Below are 17,685 nucleotides of genomic sequence, written 5' to 3' on the forward strand. Positions count from 1 at the left end.
CGCGCGTGGGGGGGCGCCCCGGGGGTGGCCCCCCGCCGGTGGGGGGGGGGGGGGGGGGTTGGGGGGGCCGGGGGGGGGGGGCCGGGGGGGGGCGGGGCCCCCCCCGGGGGGGGGGGGGGGCCCCGGCCGTGGTCGGGCGGTCGGCGGTCGGCGGTGTGACGGTCCGGCGGTTCCGGCGGGTGGGGCCTTCGGGCCGGTGCCCGCGGTCAGCTCAGGTGGCCGACGTGCGCCAGCGCCCGCTTCAGCAGCGCACCCTGCCCGCCGGGCATGTCCTGCAGCACCAGCGGCGAGGACGCCTCCTCCGGGCTGAACCAGACCAGGTCCAGCGCGTCCTGCCGCGGCCGGCAGTCCCCGGACACCGGCACCACGTACGCCAGCGACACCGCGTGCTGCCGTGGGTCGTGGAACTCGGTGACGCCCAGCGTGGGGAAGTACTCGGCGACGGTGAACGGCTGCAGGGACGCCGGGATCCGGGGCAGCGCCACCGGGCCGAGGTCCTTCTCCAGGTGCCGCAGCAGCGCGTCCCGGATCCGCTCGTGGTGCAGCACCCGGCCGGAGACCAGGGTGCGGCTGACCGTCCCGTCCGGGCCGATCCGCAGCAGGAGACCGATCTCGGTGACCTCGCCCGCGTCGTCGACGCGCACCGGCACGGCCTCGACGTACAGGATCGGCATCTTGGCCCGGGTGGTCTCGAGTTCCTCGGGGGCAAGCCAGCCCGGCGTGGTTTCCGTCATGTCAGCCATTCGCCGATCGTACGATCCCCGGCCCCCGGTGCGCCGGGCGCCCCGCCCACCCGACCCGGCGGCGGTTCGGCGGGCACCCACTGCCAGGATGATCCCCGGCAGCAGGGAAAGGACACGTCATGCTGGGACTGCTCGGCTTCCACGACGAGCTGGAGGGGCGCGCCGGCGCTCCGAACGGGTCGGTGCACGACGCCGTCCGGGCGGCCGGCGAGCCGGACGAAGCGGCACTGGTCGGCTACCTGGACGCCGGCCACCCGCTGATCGACGTGACGGAGGGTCGGTCCGACGTCATCACCGGGGCCGCGCACCGCCACTCCGGCGGATCCTCCTCCCTGCTCACCGACGGCGAGTGGCTCTGGCGGCTGGACCTCGCGCACTACGTCGAGACCCACCACCTGGAGCTGCCCGGGGCCTTCCTGGGGCACGTTCGCGCCCTGGCGCACCGGATGCCCGCCCTGGACTGGGCGGACCTCGCCCCGCGCCTCGACGCCGCCCTGCCGCTGGTCGGCTGGACGTCCGCCGTGCCCTGGCCGCTGACCCGTGGCGTGCGCGAGCCGGAGCCGTCGGAGGTCATGACCAGGGCCGAGTTCGAAGCCCGGGAGGCGGCCCGCGCCCGGGAGCGACCGGGCCCCCGGCGCGGCCGGGCCCGTAAGCCCCGGTGGGCGTAGGGTCCGGCGGTGCCGGGGGCCCGTGGTCAGGAGCGCCAGACCGGGTCGGTGGCGATGGCCTTCAGGGCGTCCACGTCGAGCGCCGGATCACCGGGGCGGAAGGTGTAGCCGTTCTCGCCGTTCCACTCCGAGATCCGCACCTGACGGCCGTCCGGGTAGTACACCGTGGCCGTCCAGTGCAGGACCGGGTCCGTCGCGCCCTTGCCGTTGCCGAAGCGGTTGGTGACGACCAGGGTGCCGTCCCGCCGCTTGTCGCGGACCTCCAGCGGTGTGGCCGGGCTGCGCTCCGCGCCCCGGAGGTCCTCCCGGCCGCGCTGGGACGGCGGGTCGACGGCGACCATCAGCATGCTGGTGCGGCCGGCCACGGTCGCGGTCAGGACACCCCGCCCGGCGTCCCGGCCCGAGACCGCCGCGCCGGACGGCAGCAGCGGGACGAGCCGGCCGAGCAACTCCTCGCCGGACGGGCCCTGCGCCTCGGTGGGCGCCGGGGAGGCGGCGGACGGCGGCCCGCCGGGCGCGGGCGCGAGCGAGGCGAAGACGCGCTCCCAGCCCTCACCGGTGACCAGGGCCGTCAGCTGCTCCGCCGACAGCGGCGGGTTCGGCCGGCTCGCCGCGGCGGGCTGCCCGTTGAACTCGGTGACCTCCACCCGGCGGCCGTCCGGCGCGGCCCAGGTGGCCCGCCACTCGCGCTTGTCCGCCTCCGTGCGGTCCCGCAGCTTGTCGATGGTCAGGACCGAGCCGTCGGGCCGCACCACGCGGTCGCAGGAGTCCTGCGGCACGACGAAGCCGTCCGTGCAGTTCGCGGTCTCCGCGGGCGGGCGGTCCGTCCGCTCCGCCGTGATGGTGAGGATGCTCTCCCCCGCCCCGTCGTCGAACAGGATCGTGGCGCCCGTCCGGTGCTGGCCCGGGTCTCCGGCGCCGCCGGAGGTGATCACCCGCACCCCGCCGTGCGGGAGCATGCCGGTGATCGTGCCGAGCACCTCCTCGGTCGTCATCCTCGGCAGGACCGGCTCCGGCGGACCGGCCGGGCCCGCGGCGAAGGGCCCGTGGCCGACGACGGCGAAGCCGCCGACCCCGGCCAGCACCACGGCCGCCAGCGCGCCGGCGAGGGCGGTGCGCCGGCGGCGGCGCCACCGGCGTCCGCGCTGCTCGGCGAGGGGGGCCAGGGCGGCGTGCCGGACCGGCTCGGGCGCGAGCTCGGCCGCGCCGCGCAGGGCACGGGCGAAGACGTCCGCGAACTCGTCGTCAGTGGGCATGGCGCAGCACCGCTTTCTCGGAGGAGGGGTTCGGTCCGCCCGCACCGGGCGCTCCCGGCGGGTCGATGGGGCGGCGCACCGCCGCCTCGATGTCGTCGCCCAGCACGTCGCGCATCCGGGCCAGCGCCCGCCGGGTGCGCGAGCGGACGACGCTCGACGTCAGGCGCAGGGCGGTCGAGGTCTCCTCCACGCTGCGGTCCTCCCAGAACCTCAGCACCAGCACGGCGCGGTCCTTGGCCGGGAGTTCGGCCAGCGCGCGCAGCAGGGTGAGCCGCAGCGCCGGGTCCGGGTCGTCCACACCGACCTCGGGGAACTCGTCGGTGACCCGCTCGGAGGCGCTGCGCTTGCGGCGGTAGGACAGGAAGGTGTTGACCAGGACGGTCTGCGCGTAGCCGCTGGGGTTCTCCAGCCGGGATATCTTCCGCCACTTCACGAAGATCCGGCCGAGCGCCTCCTGCACGAGGTCCTCGGCGAGGTGGGCGTCACCGCCGGTGAGCAGGAAGGCGGTCCGCAGCAGGTGGCGACCGCGGGAGGCGACGAAGTCCGGGAACTCCGGCCAGTGGTCTCCGGCCGACGCGTCCGGACTCGATGATTGATCCATGTCTTGGTAACGCGGTGGGTGGGTGTTCGTGTGACAACCGCGTTCGGGTTCGTGGCGACCGGTGTGCGAACGGCCCGGTGGCGGCCGGTCCTTCGGGGCGGGGGTGCGCAGGGGGTGACGGGAACCGTGGGAGGCGGCGGTACGGTCTGGCGTGGACGGGCGGGCGGGCGCGACGAGGGGAGACGGAGTGGAGGAGCTGGACGACGGGGATCCGCGGCAGCTGGGCGAGTACCGCCTGCTGCGCCGGCTCGGTGCGGGCGGGATGGGCCAGGTCTACCTGGGCCGGACGGCGGGCGGGCGGACGGTGGCCGTCAAGACGGTGCACGCCCGGTACGCCGCCGACCAGGAGTTCCGGCGGCGGTTCCGCAACGAGGTGGCGGCCGCCCGGCAGGTCGGCGGCCGGTGGACGGCCCCGGTGCTGGACGCGGACACCGAGGGGCCGCAGCCCTGGGTGGCCACCGGGTACGTGGCCGGCCCCTCGCTGGCCGCGGCGGTCCGGGACTTCGGCCCCCTGCCCGGGGCGGCGGTGCGCTCGCTCGGGGTGGGGCTGGCGGAGGCGCTGACGGCCGTGCACGGGCGCGGGCTGGTGCACCGCGACGTCAAGCCGTCGAACGTGCTGCTGGCCCTGGACGGGCCCCGGCTGATCGACTTCGGGATCGCCCGGGCCCTGGACGCGGCGACCGTGCTGACCCAGTCCGGCTTCCTGGTCGGCTCGCCCGGCTACCTCTCCCCCGAGCAGGCCGGCGGGCTGCGGGCCGGGCCCGCCTCGGACGTCTTCTCGCTGGGCGCCGTCCTCGCCTTCGCGGCCACCGGCGCGGCGCCGTTCGGCTCGGCGGTCAGCGCGCCGGTGCTGATCTACCGGGTGCTCCACGAGGATCCGGACATCCCGCTGGAGGACGCCGGGTTGCGTGCGATCCTGGCCGACTGCCTCGCCCGGGACCCGGACCGGCGGCCGACCCCGGCGCAGCTGCGCGAACGGCTGACGGCCGGCGACGCGGCCGCGCCGGAGCGCCTGGACCGGCGGGACTGGCTGCCGCCGGCGGTGGCCGGCTCGCTGGCCGGTCTGGCGGTCGAACTGCTCGACCTGGACGGGGAGTCGGCGGCCCGGCCGGCGGCTCCGACCGGGCGGTTCGGCCCGGCGCAGCCGTGGGAGGGGCCGGGCCCGCGGCCCGCCCCGACGTCCATGCCGACGCCCTTCCCGACGTCCACGCCACGCCCCTTCCCGACGTCCGGGCCTCCGGTCCCGTCGCCGTCCGTCCCGCAGCCCCCGCCGGCCGGGATCCCGGCACCGGCGCCGGGCACCGCCGTACCCGGCCCGCCGCCGGGCGCCCACCCGGCGACACCCGCCCTGCCGTACCCGCCGCCCGCCCCGACGCCCTCCCGGCCCGCCCGCCGCGGGCCGGGGCGCGGCACGCTCGTGGTCTCGGTGGTGCTGGCGGCCGCGACGGCGGGCACCGCCGTCCTCCTGGTCGCCCGCCCGGACCGCACGGCCGGCACCGGACCGGCGCCCACCACCGCGGCCACGCAGCCCTCGACCGCCGCCCCCGCACCCACCACGGCCTCCGACCCGACGTCCGTCGCCACGCCCGCCGGCTCCGTCCCGGAGGGCTTCCTCGGCACCTGGCAGGGACAGCTCGGCAGCCCGGCGGTGGCGCTGAAGCCCGACTTCACGATCACCATCACCCAGGGCCGCCCCGCCGACCCGATCGCCCGGATCCACAACAACACCGGTGCCGGCACCCCCTACTGCGACGCCGTGGCCGACCTGATCTCGGCCACGCCCGAGCGCGTGGTGCTCCGTACGGCCCCGATGAACGCCCTCAGCGGCTGCGCCGCCGACCCGCACGACCAGGTGTACACCCGCAACGCGGACGGCAGCCTGCACCTGATCGTCGGCGGCTTCTCGGGCGAGCTGCTGAAGAAGTGACACCCCCTCGCGGCGGGGCGGCCGGTGCACGGCGCCGCCCCGCCGCGGCGGCCTGCCCGGAAGCTCCCACCAGAGCGCCCGGAACCGTGCTCGACGGGCGCTCGAGGAATCCGGCCCCCACCCCCCGGCGCAACTAAGGTGCGACGCGTCCACCCCACCATCCCGCGCACCCGAACAAGCAGCCGACGGCCGACACCGGGACCGTGCCGGGACGCACCGGGGCCCGCACACCCCAACGCCGCGGCGAACGCCGCCCACCCGAGCAGCCGCCCGCGTACGAGAGGAGAACCGTCATGCACCTCAAGGTCCTCGGCCCCCTCACCGCCGACCTCAACGGCATCTCCGTCGTCCCCACCGCCGCCAAACAACGCCAGATCCTCGCCCTCCTCGCCCTCTACCCGAACCGCATCCTGCCCACCACCACGCTGATCGAGGAGATCTGGGGCGACAACCCGCCCAGACAGGCGCTCACCACCATGCAGACGTACATCCTGCAACTGCGCCGCCGGATCACCCAGGGCCTCGGCGCCACCCCGCACATCACCGCCAAGGACGTCCTCACCACCCGGCACGGCGGCTACCAGCTCACCACCCACCCGGACAACCTGGACGTCCACACCTACAACCTGCTCACCACGCAGGGACAGCACGCCTTCAACAACGGGCACGACCACCAGGCCGCCACGCACTTCCGGCAGGCCCTCGCGCTCTGGCACGGCCCGGCCCTGGTCGACGTGCGGCCCGGACCGATCCTCGCCATCGAGATCATGCGCCTGGAGGAGAGCCGCCTGATCACCCTGGAACGGCGCATCGACACCGACCTGCGGCTCGGCCGGCACAACGAGCTCATCCCCGAACTCACCCACCTCACCCACCAGCACCCGCACCACGAGGGCCTGCACGCCCAGGCCATGGTCGCGCTCTACCGCGCCGGCCGGCAGACCAGCGCCCTCACCACCTACCACCACCTGCGCCACCGCCTCACCACCGAGCTCGGCATCCAGCCCTCCCCGCACCTGCAGCACCTGCAGCACGCGATCCTCACCCTCGACCCCACCCTGAACACGCCGACCACGGCCCACCCGACCACCTACAACCTGTACTCGGCCTGAGCTCCGTCCCGCCCTCACCCCCAGGACCCGCCATGACCACCGCACCCGAGAAACCCCTCGCCCTGATCACCGGCGGCACCCGCGGAATCGGCCTCGCCATCGCCCGCGAACTCGGCAACCGCGGCCACCGCCTGTTCATCTGCGCCCGCACCGGTCACCACATCACCCAGGCCCTGGCCACCCTGCGCAGCGAGGGCCACCAGGCCGACGGCACCACCTGCGACGTCCGGGACCCGGCCCAGGTCACCGCGCTGATCCAGCACACGGTGGCCGAGCACGGCCCGATCACCGTGCTGGTCAACAACGCCGGACGCACCGGCGGCGGGCCGACCGCCACCACCACGGACGACCTCTGGTACGACGTCATCGACACCAACCTCAACGCCGTCTTCCTGGTCACCCGGGAGACCCTCAGGCACGGCCACCTCACCGGCACCGCACACCCCCGGATCATCAACATCGCGTCCACCGCCGGGAAGCAGGCCGTCACCTTCGGCGCCCCGTACACCGCCAGCAAGCACGCCGTGATCGGCTTCACCCGGGCCCTGGCCAAGGAGCTGGCGCCGACCGGCACCACCGTCAACGCCATCTGCCCCGGCTACGTGCACACCCCGCACACCACGCGGATCCACCACGAGTACGCCACCGCCTACAACACCACGCCCGAGACCATCCACCAGCACTTCCAGACGCACATCCCGCTCGGCCGCTACACCACCCCCGAGGAGGTCGCCTCGCTGGCCGGCTACCTCACCACCCCGACCGCCGCCAGCATCACCGCGCAGGCGCTGAACGTCTGCGGCGGCCTCGCCACCCAGTAGCCCCGGCGCCAACCCCGCCGGCCCACGGGAAGGAACCGGGCTCCGGTGCCCGCTGATCAGCGATGACGAACCGCCACTTCTCCAGCGCGCCCGTCACCCTGCTGGTGGCCGGCGCCGCCTCGCCCGCGCCCTGCCTGCCCGCCGGCCGGCCGCCCGGACGGCTCGACGCGGGGGCCGTGACCGCCGCGCTCGCCCGCACCGCGACCCGCGCGTGGCAGCCGCCCGGGCCGCGCGGGGCAGGCCGACTCCCGGAGTACCTGCTGGTCGAGCTGAACCGGGTCTACGAGGGCGACGCGCTGCGCGCGGCGCTGCGGGCCGTCGCCCCCGAGGCCGGCGAGGACCTGCTCTGGGAACGGACGGTCGACGGTCCGGACGGGCCCGACGGGCTCGACCGGCTGCTCACCGACCTCGGGCACGACCTGGACACCGGGCCGCGGCTGCGCGCCGTCCTGGTCGGGGACCGCCGCGGCGGCCCCCGACGCCTGTTCCTCGGCATCGCCGCCGGACCGCCCGGCCGCGCCGCCGACCTGCTGGACGAGCTGCGGGAGGCCCTGGCGCACCCGCCGGAGCCCGTGACCGTACCGACCAGCGCGCTGCAGCGGGAGATGCTGCGGCAGGTCGCCGGGCGGTCCGACCACGACGGCCGGCACGTCGAGCAGCTCTCCTGGAACTGGCACGGGCCGCTGGACACCGCGCGCTTCACCGCCGCCTGGCAGTCCGTGTTCGACCACGAGACCGTGCTGCGGGCCGCGTTCGACTGGGACGATCCCGGCGACCCCTGGATGGTGCTGCACGAACGGGCCGTCCCCGACGTCGTCCGGCATCCGCACGACGCGGTCGACTGGGACGACCTGCTCGAAGCGGACCGGCGCCGCGGCTTCGACCTGCGCCGGCCCGCCCTCCTGCGCGCCACGCTGCTCGACGCCGGCCCCGCCGGCGACGACGAGGGGCCCGTCACCCGGGTCCTGCTCACCTACCACCACGCCATGCTGGACGGCTGGAGCGTGCGGCTGCTGCTGCAGTCCTTCTACCGCGCCTACCTCACCGGCGGCGTGCTGCCCGGCGGTGAACGCCGGCCCGACGTCCGCGACCACGCCCGCTGGCTCGGCGCCCAGGGCACCGAGCCGGCCCGGCAGTTCTGGGCCGGCCGGCCCGCCGCCACCGCCGTCCTGCCGCTCGCCCCCGACCCCGACCGGCGCGGCAGCGGACGCGCCCGGCGCCGGCTCACCCCGTACGAGGCGATCCGGCTGCGCGGCTGGGCGGCCACCTGGGGAGCCGGCGAGAGCAGCGCCCTGCAGGCCGCCTGGGCCCTGCTGCTCTACCGGGCCGCGCAGTCCCGCACCCCGCGCCGGTCGGCCCGGGCGGTGCGGGTCGGCTTCGCGGTGACCGTCTCCGGCCGGGGCATCCCGCTGGACGGCGTCGACCGGCTGCCCGGCGCCCTGCGCAACCCGCTGCCCATCTCCGTCCGGGTGCACCCGAGCACCACCGTCCCGCAGCTGCTCGCCGCCCTGCGCGACGGGGTGTTCGACCTCGCCGGCTACGAGTGGGTCTCCCCCGGGCAGGCCCACCACTGGAGCGCCACCCCGCGCGGACAGCGCCCGCACAGCCTGGTCGTGCTGGAGCACCAGCCGACCGCACCGCACCACCTGCGGCTGGAGACCGACCTCGCCGCGCACGGCATCCACGTGGAGAGCCCGGTGCCGTCCGGCACCTTCACCTCCTACCCGATCACGCTCGCCGCCCACTACGACCCGGCCGGCGGGCTCGTCCTCACCACCACCCACGACCGCGCCCTGCTCGCCGACCAGGACGCCGCCGAACTCCTCAGTCAGAGCGCCCTGTTGCTGCGCACCTTCCCCGACCTGCCGAGCGGCATCGGCACCACCGAGGTGCTGCGCTCCACGCTCGCCGGGCACCCCACGCCACGCCCGGGCGCGGGGGTGCGGCCCGAGGCGGGCCCGGGGGTGCGGGCGCCCGACGCCGACCCCGGGGAGGACGGCCCCGCCGTCCGGCTGGAGGTGCTGCGCCGGGCCGGGCACCCGGACGCCGGCTGGGTCCTGCTGCTGCCCCCGCCCGACGCCCCGCACACCCGCTACCCCGCCGCCGCGCGCGGCTGGCCCGGCCCGCAGGCCCTCGGTGTGCTCCGCCCGGCCGCCGCGGCGCCGCCGCCGCCACGGGCCTACCGGCCGGTGCTCGCCCCGCTGCTGGAGTCCGCCGCCCCGGTCGCCCTGGTCGCCGCCCCGGGCAGCGGCCTCATCGCCTGCGAACTCGCCCGGCTCGGCCCGCCCGGCTCGGCGCCGCTGGTGGTGCTGCTCCCCGACCCGGCCGGCCCCGCCGACCTGGCGGCGCTGGCGCCACTGCTGGACGGCGGGTTCGCGCGACCGCCCGGCGCTGCACCCTAGGGCCCGTCGGGGCGCGCCCGGCCATGAGGGGCGGATCCGCGGACGGCCGCGGGGCGGACGACACCGCAGCGAGGAGACGGGGGGTCCCCCCGTCCGCAGACCGGGCCGGGTGTTCCGACGCCGCACGCCGCCGCGGGGACGGTCGGACGCGCCGTAGGGTGAGGCATGGCCCATTTCGTGCTGACCCGCCGCTCGCCACTGCCGCCGGACGCCTGCTGGGGGCGCGTCACCGCCTGGCGCGCACACGGCGATCGGGTGCCGTTCACCCGGGTCACCGTCGTCCGTGGCACCGGCCGCCGGCCGGGCGACGTCATCCAGGCCCGGACCAGGATCGCGGGCTTCCTCGTCGACGACCCGATGGAGATCGCCGCCTTCACCGCCCCCGCCCCCGGGCGGAACGGGCTCTGCCGGCTCGAGAAGCTCGGCCGTCCGGTGCGCGGCTGGGCCGAACTGCGCGTCCGGGCCCTGGACGGGCCGGGCGGCGGCTCGGAGGTGGTCTGGGAGGAGGAGATCGAGGTCACGATCCTGCCGAGGTTCCTCGATCCGCTGGTCGCCCTCGGCGGGCGGCTGGTCTTCGGGCGGGTGCTGAGCATGCTGCTCGGGCCGACCTCGCGGCGGGTGTAGGGCCGCTCCTGCGGATCGGACCGCTCCGGGGCGACAGGCCTCAGGCGGGGAGCGCGGGCAGACCGTGCGCGGCGAGGACGGCGTTGGCCAGGTCGGGCCGGTCGACCGGGAGGCCGCGACCGCCGAACAGGGCGAACAGCTCGGCGAGTTCACGGCGCTCGATGCCGCGCGTCCGGTCGTCCTCGGTGAGCGCCAGCACGGCGAGGAGCGGGCCGCGGTGCCGCCCGCCCCGGCCCGCCGGCCGGTCGGCCAGCCGCAGCCGGACCACGGCCCGGTGGGCGCCGGTCTCCGGCTCCTCGCCGACCTCCACGGCCAGCCCCCGGACGTCCTGCCAGGCGTAGCGCCGGGGAACGGCCAGCAGGACCAGGGCGAGGCCCTGTTCGTCCGCGCGGAGCAGCGAGGTCCGTGGCACGCCGACGGCCACGGCCGCCACGATCCCGGCCGCGATCAGCAGGCACGGGCCGGTGCTCACGGCACCGGTGGTGCTGAGGACGATCGCCGTGAGCATCGCCAGCAGGCAGCCGCAGCCGATCACGTCCGCCCGTGGGCGGATACCGCCCAGCCGCACCGTCGTCACCATCGCGCGCCCCCGAAGCTCGTTCGCGAGTCCCCGGAGCGAATCCCCGGAGCTCTTCCCGCCACCGGCTCCGGCGGCGTCCCCCGCGCCACGATCCCGAACGGCCCCGGCGGCGGGCAAGCGCGGGGGCCCGGCTGTGACGGGCCCGTGACGAAGGGGGCGCGCCCCCGGGAGCGCGCCCTCGCGTCCGGTGACGCCCCCTCACGCCTCCCCGCCGGCCCTGCTGTTCGCTCGGCCGGTCAGCCGGTGTGCAGGATCCGGAAGCGTTCCGGGGCCGCCGGGTCCCGGTCGACGACCTGCACCGGCGGCCAGGCCCACTGCCAGACGCTGACGCCTGGCTCCCGGGAGAAGCGGATCTTCCCCCGGGTGCCCTCGACCGCGACGTGCGGCCAGGCCTCCGCGACGAGCGCCCGGGCCGTGCCGTGCGAGCGCAGCACCTCGGCCAGCACGGCAATCGTGTCGTACCCCTCGAAGGCGACGAAGGACGGCGCCGCCCCCAGCCGCTCGCGCAGCGCCGCGGCCACGCGGGTGCCGAGCGGGCCGAGCCGCTCCGGCAGGTAGCGCAGGAACGGGACCGCCGCGCCGTCGCCGCCCAGCAGCTCGGCCCAGTCGGTGAACTCCGGCTGCCCCGCCGGGGCGCCGATCACGACCTCGGTGAGCCGCGGGTCGCGGCGCACGGCCTCGACCAGCGGCACCGACGGCTCCGGGTGGCCGGCCAGCAGCAGGAGGGCCGTCACGCGGTGGCGGACCAGTTCGTCGCACACCTCCGCGGGCGTGAGCCCGCTCGGGTCCAGGTCGACGACGGTGCCGCCGCGCGGGGCGAGGTGGTCCCGCAGGATGCGGGCCCCGGACGCCCAGTAGACGGTGGGCTGGGCGGCCAGGGCGATCCGGCGGTGGCCCGCACCCAGCAGGAAGTCCGCGTAGGTCCGCCAGCCGTGGGACTGCGCCGGGCAGAGGCGGGCCACCCACGGCGTCGGCGTGTCGGTGAGCGCGTCCAGCACCGCCGAGGAGCAGAGGTACGGCAGGCCGAGGGCGTCGGCCCGGGCGGCGACGGCGCGGGCGACGACGCTGTGGTACTCCCCCGCCACGGCGGCCACGCCCAGGCCGGCCAGCTCGTCGACGGCGGCCGCGGCCCGCTCGGGATCGGCCGCGGTGTCCCGGACCAGCAGTTCCAGGGGTCTTCCGGCGATCCCGCCTGCGCTGTTCACCTCCTGGACGGCCAGTTCGATCCCGGCGAGCAGGTGGCGACCCGCCTCGGCCCAGCCGGGCCGGGTCAGCGGGGCGAGCGCGCCGATCCGTACGGACGGCCCGCCGGCCGGCTTGGACACGAGTGGCGCCGGCGGCGCGCTCGGTGACGACGTGTGCGATGACGGCGTCCTCGATGACGGCGTGTTCGATGACGGCGTGCTCGGTGGCGTGGTCATCCGTCGAGTCTCCCAGTGTCGCCCCGGTCGCGGTTCGCCAGGGTCGCGCAGGGCCCTCCGCCGCGGTGCGCGGTCACGGTCGCGGCCGCCCCGGACTCGACGTGCGGCGGAGGGCATGCACCGGCGCCGGAGCGCCGCCCGCACCGGGACGGGGACGAGCCGACCCCGCCGGGCGGCCCCGCCCCCCGCCGTCAGTGGCCGCGCAGCTGGCGGACGAGGGTGCGGGCGGCCCCGGCCCAGTACGGGTGGTCGAAGGCGAAGCCGGCGTCGAGCAGCCGGGTGGGGGTGACGCGGCGGCTCTTGAGCAGCAGTTCGCTCTCGGAGCGGAGGGTGAAGGCCCCCAGTTCGGCCATCCAGCGGGTGGCGGGCAGGGCGACGGGCATGCCCCAGGCGGTGCGCAGGGCGTGCATGAACGCGCGCTGCGGCAGCGGGTCGGGTGCGGCGAGGTTGACCGGGCCGGTGAGGTCCTCGCGGGCGATCAGGAACTCCACGGCGCGGGCGAAGTCATGGGCGTGGATCCAGGACACGTACTGGGTGCCGCCCGCGATCGGGCCGCCGACGCCGAGGCGGGCCAGCCAGGAGAGCGCGTCGAAGGCGCCGCCGCGTTCGGGGCCGAGGACGACCGCGGTGCGCAGCGCGACCTTGCGGGTGTCCGGGGTGTCGGCCCGGGCCTGGGTGTCCTCCCAGGCCCGGGCGAGGTCGACGCTGTACCGCCAGGAGGCCGGGGCGTCGGGCTCCTGGCCGCCGAGCAGGCCGTCCTGTTCGTCGTTGGGGGCGTCGTGGCGGTGGGCGTAGACGGTGGCGGTGCTCATCTGCAGCCAGACGGCGGGCGGGCGCCGGGCGCCGGCGACGGCCGCCCCGAGGATCTGGGTGGAGTCGATGCGGGAGTCCCACATGGCCCGCCGGTTCTCCTCGGTGTAGCGGCAGTTGACGCTGCGCCCGGCGAGGTTGACGACGGCGTCGCTGCCGTCCACCTCGGCCGTCCAGCGGCCGAGTGTCCGGCCGTCCCAGCCGACCTCGTTGGCGCGGCGGGGCCGGCGGGTGAGCACGACGACCTGGTGGCCGGCGGCGGTCAGGGTGCGGTCGAGCAGGGTGCCGAGGGCACCGCTCCCGCCGGGTATGACGATCTTCATGAGTTCCCCCTCGTGTCCTCATGTCCGGACTCGAGGGTAGCGCAGGAACTTGAACGCGTTCAAAGTGGTGCGGCGCAAGCCTCTGAGCAGCTGGGACCTACCGCTCGACGGAGAGGATCCGCCGCAGGGCGTCGCGCAGGGCACCGTCGGCGGTGGGCGGATGCGGGCTCCGCCAGGCGATGTGACCGTCCGGACGGACCAGGACGGCGCCGTCGGCGGGGAGGCCCAGGGTTTCGGCGGGGAGGCCGAGGGTTCCGGCGGGCAGCCGGTGGAGCGTGACGGGCAGACCGGCCGCGGCGGCCGTGTCGGCCTGCCGCCGCCAGTCGGGAGCGGGCGCGGAGGTGAGCAGGGTGAACCCGGACCCGACCAGGTCGAGGGTGGAGGCGGCGGCACCGGGCAGCCCGGCGAGACGTCGGTGCGGCAGTCGGCCGCCGGCGCCGCCCTCCGGGTGCTCTCCGGCCGGGTCGAGCGCCGGCCGGTCGGGGGCGGCGGAGTCGGGCGCGGCGTCGGCGTCCGAGTCGTCGGCGAGCACGGCGGTGGAGCGGTAGTACGCGGTGAGCAGCAGCTCGTCGTCGATCCGGTAGCTGGTGCGGGCCCGGGAGTTGGCGAGCGAGAGGTCGATGACCTGCCGGGCGACGGGGCGGCGTTCGGCCTGGTAGGTGTCGAGCAGCGCGTGGCCGGCGGGCCCGTGGACGACGGCGGCGAGCTTCCAGGCGAGGTTGTCGGCGTCGCCGATGCCGGTGTTCATGCCGTGCCCGCCGGTCGGGGGCGTGACGTGGGCGGCGTCGCCCGCGATCAGCACCCGGGAGCGGCGGTAGGCGTCGGCGAGCCGGGCGTCCAGGCGCCAGGTCTGGGTGTCGCGGACGGCGACGTCGAGGTCCGGCAGCCCGGCGGCCTCCCGGACCAGGGCGGCGAGGCGCGGGTGGTCCGCCCGCAGCTCGGCCACGTCCACGTGCGCGGGGTCGTAGGGGTGCTGGTAGATCCAGTGCCGGTCGTTGTCGACGGCGAGGAAGCCTCCGCGGCCGGGTTCGGTGAGGAAGTACGAGGCGCTGGCCCGGTCGGCGACGACCGCGCCGAGCGGCGCCTCGAAGCGGATGCTGAGGAAGTGTCCGAGGCCGGTCGGCCCCTCCAGGGCGATCCCGGCACCGGCGCGCACGGTGCTCGCCGCGCCGTCGCAGCCGACCAGCCAGTCCGCGCGGACGGTGTGGCGCTCGCCGGTGGTGCGGTCCTCCAGCAGCGCGTGGACGCCCTGGGTGCCCCCGTCGCCCCTGTCGCCCCCGGCGCCCCCGGCGGACTCGGCGGACTCGGTCGACTCGGCGAAGGAGACCAGTCGGGTACCGAACCGGATGCCGTCCGGGGCGAGTTCGCGGGCGCGGCGCAGCAGGAGCGCTTCCAGGGCGTCCTGCGGGCAGATCAGGCCCGGCGCGGGGGTGCGTTCCGCGCCGCCGTCGGGTGCGCCGACCAGGCCGGTGCGGACGAAGTCCGGGTCGACGAGGGTGCGGCCGCGGTAGAAGAAGACGTGCGAGGCGGGGAGTCCGGCCTCGCGGACGGCCTGCTCCAGGCCGAGGCGGCGCAGGATCTCCATCGAACGCGCCGACACGCCACGGGCCTTGGGGTGGTGGGAGGTGCCGGGGTGGGCCTCGACGAGCAGGTGCGGCACGCCGTGGCCGGAGAGCAGGAGGGAGAGGGTCAGCCCGACCGGGCCCCCACCGACGACCAGGACGGACGTCTCTGCCGGGAATCGCATGCACCGCTCCTTCGTAACGCCTAATAATTGATTTCGACGTTACCATGGGCGTGTACGGCAGACGATCGGACCAGAACGGACGGACGATGACCCAGGACCTCGACGACGGCAACCCGCGCGGCCTCCACTTCCTCGCCGACCTCGCCAACGCCGTCCACACCGACCCGGCGCCCGGCGCGGCCGAGCTCCAGGCGCTCCTGGAACACCACGGCGGCCCGCCGTTCCGGCTCACCGAGGCCGACGCCCGCGAGCTGAGCACGGCCGCCGCCCGCCTCGTCCACGTCCTCACCCTCGACGACGTGGACGAGGCGGCCGAGGCCGTCAACGCCCTGCTGGACGCCTACCCGCCCCGGCCCCGGCTCGTCCGCCTCCCCGGCCGCCCCTGGTCGCTGCACACCCAGGCCCCGCCCTCCGCCGGCCTGACCCACTGGCTGCTCTCCACCTGCGCCCTGGCCCTCGGCCTCTGGCTCGGCGACCGCGGCCGCTGCGCCTGGGGCCGCTGCGCGGCACCGGACTGCGAGCGCTTCTTCATCGACACCGGCCGCCGCACGCCGCAGCGGTTCTGCACCCCGCGCTGCGCCACCCGCGTCCGCGTCGCCGCCCACCGGGCACAGCGCACCGCCGACTGACGGGCCGCCCGCCCCCGGACAGCGGCGCCGTCCCGGGGGCCGGGCGGGCAGGTCCTCACATCCGCATCCGGAGCCGGCAGACCACCGCGTCGGTGTGCCGGCGCAGGGCCCGGTCGATGACCGCGCCCCGTCGGTTCTGCAGGGCGCGCTGCCAGGGGCGGACCGGTTCGACCTCGGGGATCAGTACGGTGAGGCGGTCGTAGGCGTGCTCGGCGGCGAGGCCGTTGACGAAGTCGGCGATCGGCCGGCCCAGGCGGCGGTGCTCGTCCGGGATCTCCACCAGCGGGACGCCCGGCTGCCACAGCTCCCAGTCCCGGCGCAGGGTCTCGGTCTCCACCGGATCGTGGACGACGGTGACGGCCATCACCTCGTCGCCCAGGGACAGGGCGGCGGACAGGCCGTCACGGGTGAGCCGGGTGATCGCGGTGACCGGGACGACGACCAGGCTGCGCTGCGGGGTGAGCGGCCCCGGGACGCGGCCGAGTTCCAGACGCGCGCCGATCCGCGCGTAGCTGCGGTGCACCGCCTCGAAGAGCAGGACCAGCAGGGGCAGCGCCAGGCAGATGCCCCAGGCGCCCTCGGTGAACTTCGTCCCGGTGACGACCAGGGTCGCGGTGCCCGTGAGCAGCGCGCCGAAGCCGTTCAGCGCCGCCTTCGCCCGCCAGCGGGCGGGCCGGTGCAGGGCCCAGTGGCGGACCATGCCGACCTGGCAGATCGTGAAGCCGACGAACACCCCGATCGCGAACAGCGGGACGAGGCTGTTGACGTCACCGCCGGAGCCGACCAGCAGGAGGGCGGAGACCGCCGCGAGGAAGAGGACGCCGTGGCGGTGCACCTGACGGTCGGCGCGCAGCGCGAAGACGTGCGGCAGGTGGTTGTCCCGGGCCAGCAGGTGCATCAGGACCGGCAGCCCGCCGAAGGAGGTGTTCGCCGCCAGGCCCAGCAGGACCACGGTCGCGAACTGCACCAGGTAGAAACCGGCGCCGTGGCCGAGGGAGGCGTCCGCCAGCTGCGCGAGGACGGTGACGCCCTCGACCGGCTGCAGGTGGAAGCGGCCGATCAGGACGGCCAGCCCGATCAGCATCACCCCCAGCAGCGCGCCGAGCGCGACCTCCGTGCGCTGCGCGCGCTTCACGCCCGGCGTGCGGAAGGACGGCACGGCGTTCGCCACCGCCTCCACGCCGGTCAGCGCGGAACAGCCGGCCGCGAAGGCCTTCAGCAGCAACAGCGCACCCACCGTCGTGGCGTTCTCCGTCAGCACCGAGGCGTGCCCGGCCGCCGCGGCCGTGCTCGCCGGCGCGTCCCGGAACAGGCCCACCACGATGATCGTCAGGATCGACAGCACGAACACCGCCGTCGGCGCCATGAACCAGCGGGCCGACTCCGCGATCCCGCGCAGGTTCACCGCCGTCACCAGCGCCAGCACGCCCAGGCACAGCCACACCCGGTCCCCGTACAGCCCCGGCACCGCCGAGGTCAGCGCCGCCACCCCGGCCGTCACCGACACCGCGACGTTCAGCACGTAGTCGATCACCAGCGAGGCCGCGGCGGTCAGCGCCGTCCGGCGCCCCAGGTGCTCCTTGGCCACCGCGTAGGAGCCGCCGCCGTCCGGGAACGCCGCGATCACCTGTCGGTACGACGCCACCAGCACCGCCAGCAGCACCGCGATCGCCACCGTCACCGGCAGCGTGAACCCCAGACCGTAGGCACCGGCCGCGGCCAGCACCAGCACGATCGACTCCGGGCCGTAGGCCACCGAGGCCATCGCGTCCAGCGAGAGCGCCGCCAGGCCGCCGAGCACGCTCAGCCGGTGCCGGTCGTCACCGCCCGGGTCGGCCGCCCCTGTCGCCCCGGCCGCGGCGGCCGTCCCGGCGGCGGCGTCCGGCGGCTGCGCTCCGGCGGCGGGGGCCGGGGTGGTTCTCTGGGACATCCGTCTCTCCATCGGTCGGGGGTCCCATGATCGTGAGGCCGTCCGGAGCCGCGGCGACGGATCACTGCGCTCCCTTGATGGCGACACCTGC

General features: G+C 76.4%; 15 protein-coding genes. 7 read left to right on the plus strand and 8 right to left on the minus strand.

Going from position 1 to position 17,685, the window contains the following annotated elements; genetic code table 11:
- Nucleotides 1–206: 206 nt before the first annotated feature.
- Nucleotides 207–734 carry an NUDIX hydrolase family protein gene (locus tag ACFYUY_RS27560; protein WP_360219997.1) on the minus strand — a complete coding sequence of 176 codons (528 nt, stop codon included), beginning with the start codon at nt 732–734 and terminating at the stop codon, nt 207–209.
- Between the two features lie 128 nt (nt 735–862).
- Here ACFYUY_RS27560 and ACFYUY_RS27565 point away from each other — a divergent pair, with 128 nt between their 5' ends.
- Complete coding sequence (locus ACFYUY_RS27565; protein ID WP_387904541.1) at nt 863–1,411, plus strand: hypothetical protein; 549 nt, start codon at nt 863–865, stop codon at nt 1,409–1,411.
- A gap of 26 nt (nt 1,412–1,437) precedes the next feature.
- On the opposite strand, the gene ACFYUY_RS27570 is transcribed toward ACFYUY_RS27565, so the two are convergent.
- On the minus strand, nt 1,438–2,667 hold the full coding sequence (locus ACFYUY_RS27570) for a hypothetical protein (RefSeq protein ID WP_387904543.1): 1,230 nt from the start codon (nt 2,665–2,667) through the stop codon (nt 1,438–1,440).
- Nucleotides 2,657–3,268 carry a SigE family RNA polymerase sigma factor gene (locus ACFYUY_RS27575; protein ID WP_387904546.1) on the minus strand — a complete coding sequence of 204 codons (612 nt, stop codon included), beginning with the start codon at nt 3,266–3,268 and terminating at the stop codon, nt 2,657–2,659. Before ACFYUY_RS27575 ends, ACFYUY_RS27570 begins: the two co-directional genes overlap by 11 nt.
- A 187-nt stretch (nt 3,269–3,455) precedes the next feature.
- On the opposite strand from ACFYUY_RS27575, the gene ACFYUY_RS27580 reads away from it, so the two are divergent.
- From ACFYUY_RS27580 to ACFYUY_RS27600, 5 genes are all read left to right on the plus strand, one after another.
- Complete coding sequence (locus tag ACFYUY_RS27580) at nt 3,456–5,195, plus strand: protein kinase (protein ID WP_387904549.1); 1,740 nt, start codon at nt 3,456–3,458, stop codon at nt 5,193–5,195.
- Nucleotides 5,196–5,488: 293 nt separating this feature from the next.
- Nucleotides 5,489–6,307, plus strand: a complete 819-nt coding sequence (locus ACFYUY_RS27585) for an AfsR/SARP family transcriptional regulator (RefSeq protein WP_360213257.1) — start codon at nt 5,489–5,491, stop codon at nt 6,305–6,307.
- A 32-nt stretch (nt 6,308–6,339) separates the two neighbouring features.
- A complete protein-coding gene (locus tag ACFYUY_RS27590) occupies nt 6,340–7,128 on the plus strand; it encodes an SDR family NAD(P)-dependent oxidoreductase (protein ID WP_360213259.1) in 789 nt (262 codons plus the stop codon).
- Between the two features lie 62 nt (nt 7,129–7,190).
- The gene (locus ACFYUY_RS27595) at nt 7,191–9,530 is read left to right on the plus strand and encodes a condensation domain-containing protein (protein ID WP_387904551.1); all 2,340 of its coding nucleotides are present in this window, start codon (nt 7,191–7,193) and stop codon (nt 9,528–9,530) included.
- Nucleotides 9,531–9,695: 165 nt separating this feature from the next.
- Entirely contained in the window at nt 9,696–10,154 is a 459-nt protein-coding gene (locus ACFYUY_RS27600; RefSeq protein ID WP_387904553.1) for an SRPBCC family protein, read from the plus strand.
- A 40-nt stretch (nt 10,155–10,194) separates the two neighbouring features.
- Here the strand turns inward: ACFYUY_RS27600 and ACFYUY_RS27605 are convergent, their stop codons facing one another.
- From ACFYUY_RS27605 to ACFYUY_RS27620, 4 genes are all read right to left on the minus strand, one after another.
- Nucleotides 10,195–10,734: a hypothetical protein gene (locus ACFYUY_RS27605; RefSeq protein WP_387904555.1), complete on the minus strand. Its 540-nt coding sequence runs from the start codon at nt 10,732–10,734 to the stop codon at nt 10,195–10,197.
- A 236-nt stretch (nt 10,735–10,970) separates the two neighbouring features.
- The gene (locus tag ACFYUY_RS27610) at nt 10,971–12,059 is read right to left on the minus strand and encodes an ABC transporter substrate-binding protein (protein WP_387904557.1); all 1,089 of its coding nucleotides are present in this window, start codon (nt 12,057–12,059) and stop codon (nt 10,971–10,973) included.
- A gap of 287 nt (nt 12,060–12,346) precedes the next feature.
- Complete coding sequence (locus tag ACFYUY_RS27615) at nt 12,347–13,288, minus strand: TIGR01777 family oxidoreductase (protein WP_387904558.1); 942 nt, start codon at nt 13,286–13,288, stop codon at nt 12,347–12,349.
- A gap of 97 nt (nt 13,289–13,385) precedes the next feature.
- Complete coding sequence (locus ACFYUY_RS27620) at nt 13,386–15,035, minus strand: FAD-dependent monooxygenase (protein WP_387904561.1); 1,650 nt, start codon at nt 15,033–15,035, stop codon at nt 13,386–13,388.
- An 86-nt stretch (nt 15,036–15,121) separates the two neighbouring features.
- On the opposite strand from ACFYUY_RS27620, the gene ACFYUY_RS27625 reads away from it, so the two are divergent.
- Entirely contained in the window at nt 15,122–15,664 is a 543-nt protein-coding gene (locus ACFYUY_RS27625; RefSeq protein WP_360213273.1) for a CGNR zinc finger domain-containing protein, read from the plus strand.
- Nucleotides 15,665–15,719: 55 nt separating this feature from the next.
- On the opposite strand, the gene ACFYUY_RS27630 is transcribed toward ACFYUY_RS27625, so the two are convergent.
- Nucleotides 15,720–17,594, minus strand: coding sequence for an APC family permease (locus ACFYUY_RS27630; protein ID WP_387904564.1), 1,875 nt, complete (start codon nt 17,592–17,594; stop codon nt 15,720–15,722).
- Nucleotides 17,595–17,685 lie beyond the last annotated feature (91 nt).

The sequence above is a fragment of the Kitasatospora sp. NPDC004745 genome (genome assembly GCF_042873275.1).
Taxonomy (GTDB): Bacteria; Actinomycetota; Actinomycetes; order Streptomycetales; family Streptomycetaceae; genus Kitasatospora.

What these genes read in the sequence shown, in the direction of transcription:
- ACFYUY_RS27560 (WP_360219997.1), bottom strand. Translation starts at nt 734, where the DNA reads ATGACGGAAACCACGCCGGGCTGGCTTGCCCCCGAGGAACTCGAGACC.
- ACFYUY_RS27565 (WP_387904541.1), top strand. Translation starts at nt 863, where the DNA reads ATGCTGGGACTGCTCGGCTTCCACGACGAGCTGGAGGGGCGCGCCGGC.
- ACFYUY_RS27570 (WP_387904543.1), bottom strand. Translation starts at nt 2,667, where the DNA reads ATGCCCACTGACGACGAGTTCGCGGACGTCTTCGCCCGTGCCCTGCGC.
- ACFYUY_RS27575 (WP_387904546.1), bottom strand. Translation starts at nt 3,268, where the DNA reads ATGGATCAATCATCGAGTCCGGACGCGTCGGCCGGAGACCACTGGCCG.
- ACFYUY_RS27585 (WP_360213257.1), top strand. Translation starts at nt 5,489, where the DNA reads ATGCACCTCAAGGTCCTCGGCCCCCTCACCGCCGACCTCAACGGCATC.
- ACFYUY_RS27590 (WP_360213259.1), top strand. Translation starts at nt 6,340, where the DNA reads ATGACCACCGCACCCGAGAAACCCCTCGCCCTGATCACCGGCGGCACC.
- ACFYUY_RS27595 (WP_387904551.1), top strand. Translation starts at nt 7,191, where the DNA reads ATGACGAACCGCCACTTCTCCAGCGCGCCCGTCACCCTGCTGGTGGCC.
- ACFYUY_RS27600 (WP_387904553.1), top strand. Translation starts at nt 9,696, where the DNA reads ATGGCCCATTTCGTGCTGACCCGCCGCTCGCCACTGCCGCCGGACGCC.
- ACFYUY_RS27605 (WP_387904555.1), bottom strand. Translation starts at nt 10,734, where the DNA reads ATGGTGACGACGGTGCGGCTGGGCGGTATCCGCCCACGGGCGGACGTG.
- ACFYUY_RS27615 (WP_387904558.1), bottom strand. Translation starts at nt 13,288, where the DNA reads ATGAAGATCGTCATACCCGGCGGGAGCGGTGCCCTCGGCACCCTGCTC.
- ACFYUY_RS27620 (WP_387904561.1), bottom strand. Translation starts at nt 15,035, where the DNA reads ATGCGATTCCCGGCAGAGACGTCCGTCCTGGTCGTCGGTGGGGGCCCG.
- ACFYUY_RS27625 (WP_360213273.1), top strand. Translation starts at nt 15,122, where the DNA reads ATGACCCAGGACCTCGACGACGGCAACCCGCGCGGCCTCCACTTCCTC.
- ACFYUY_RS27630 (WP_387904564.1), bottom strand. Translation starts at nt 17,594, where the DNA reads ATGTCCCAGAGAACCACCCCGGCCCCCGCCGCCGGAGCGCAGCCGCCG.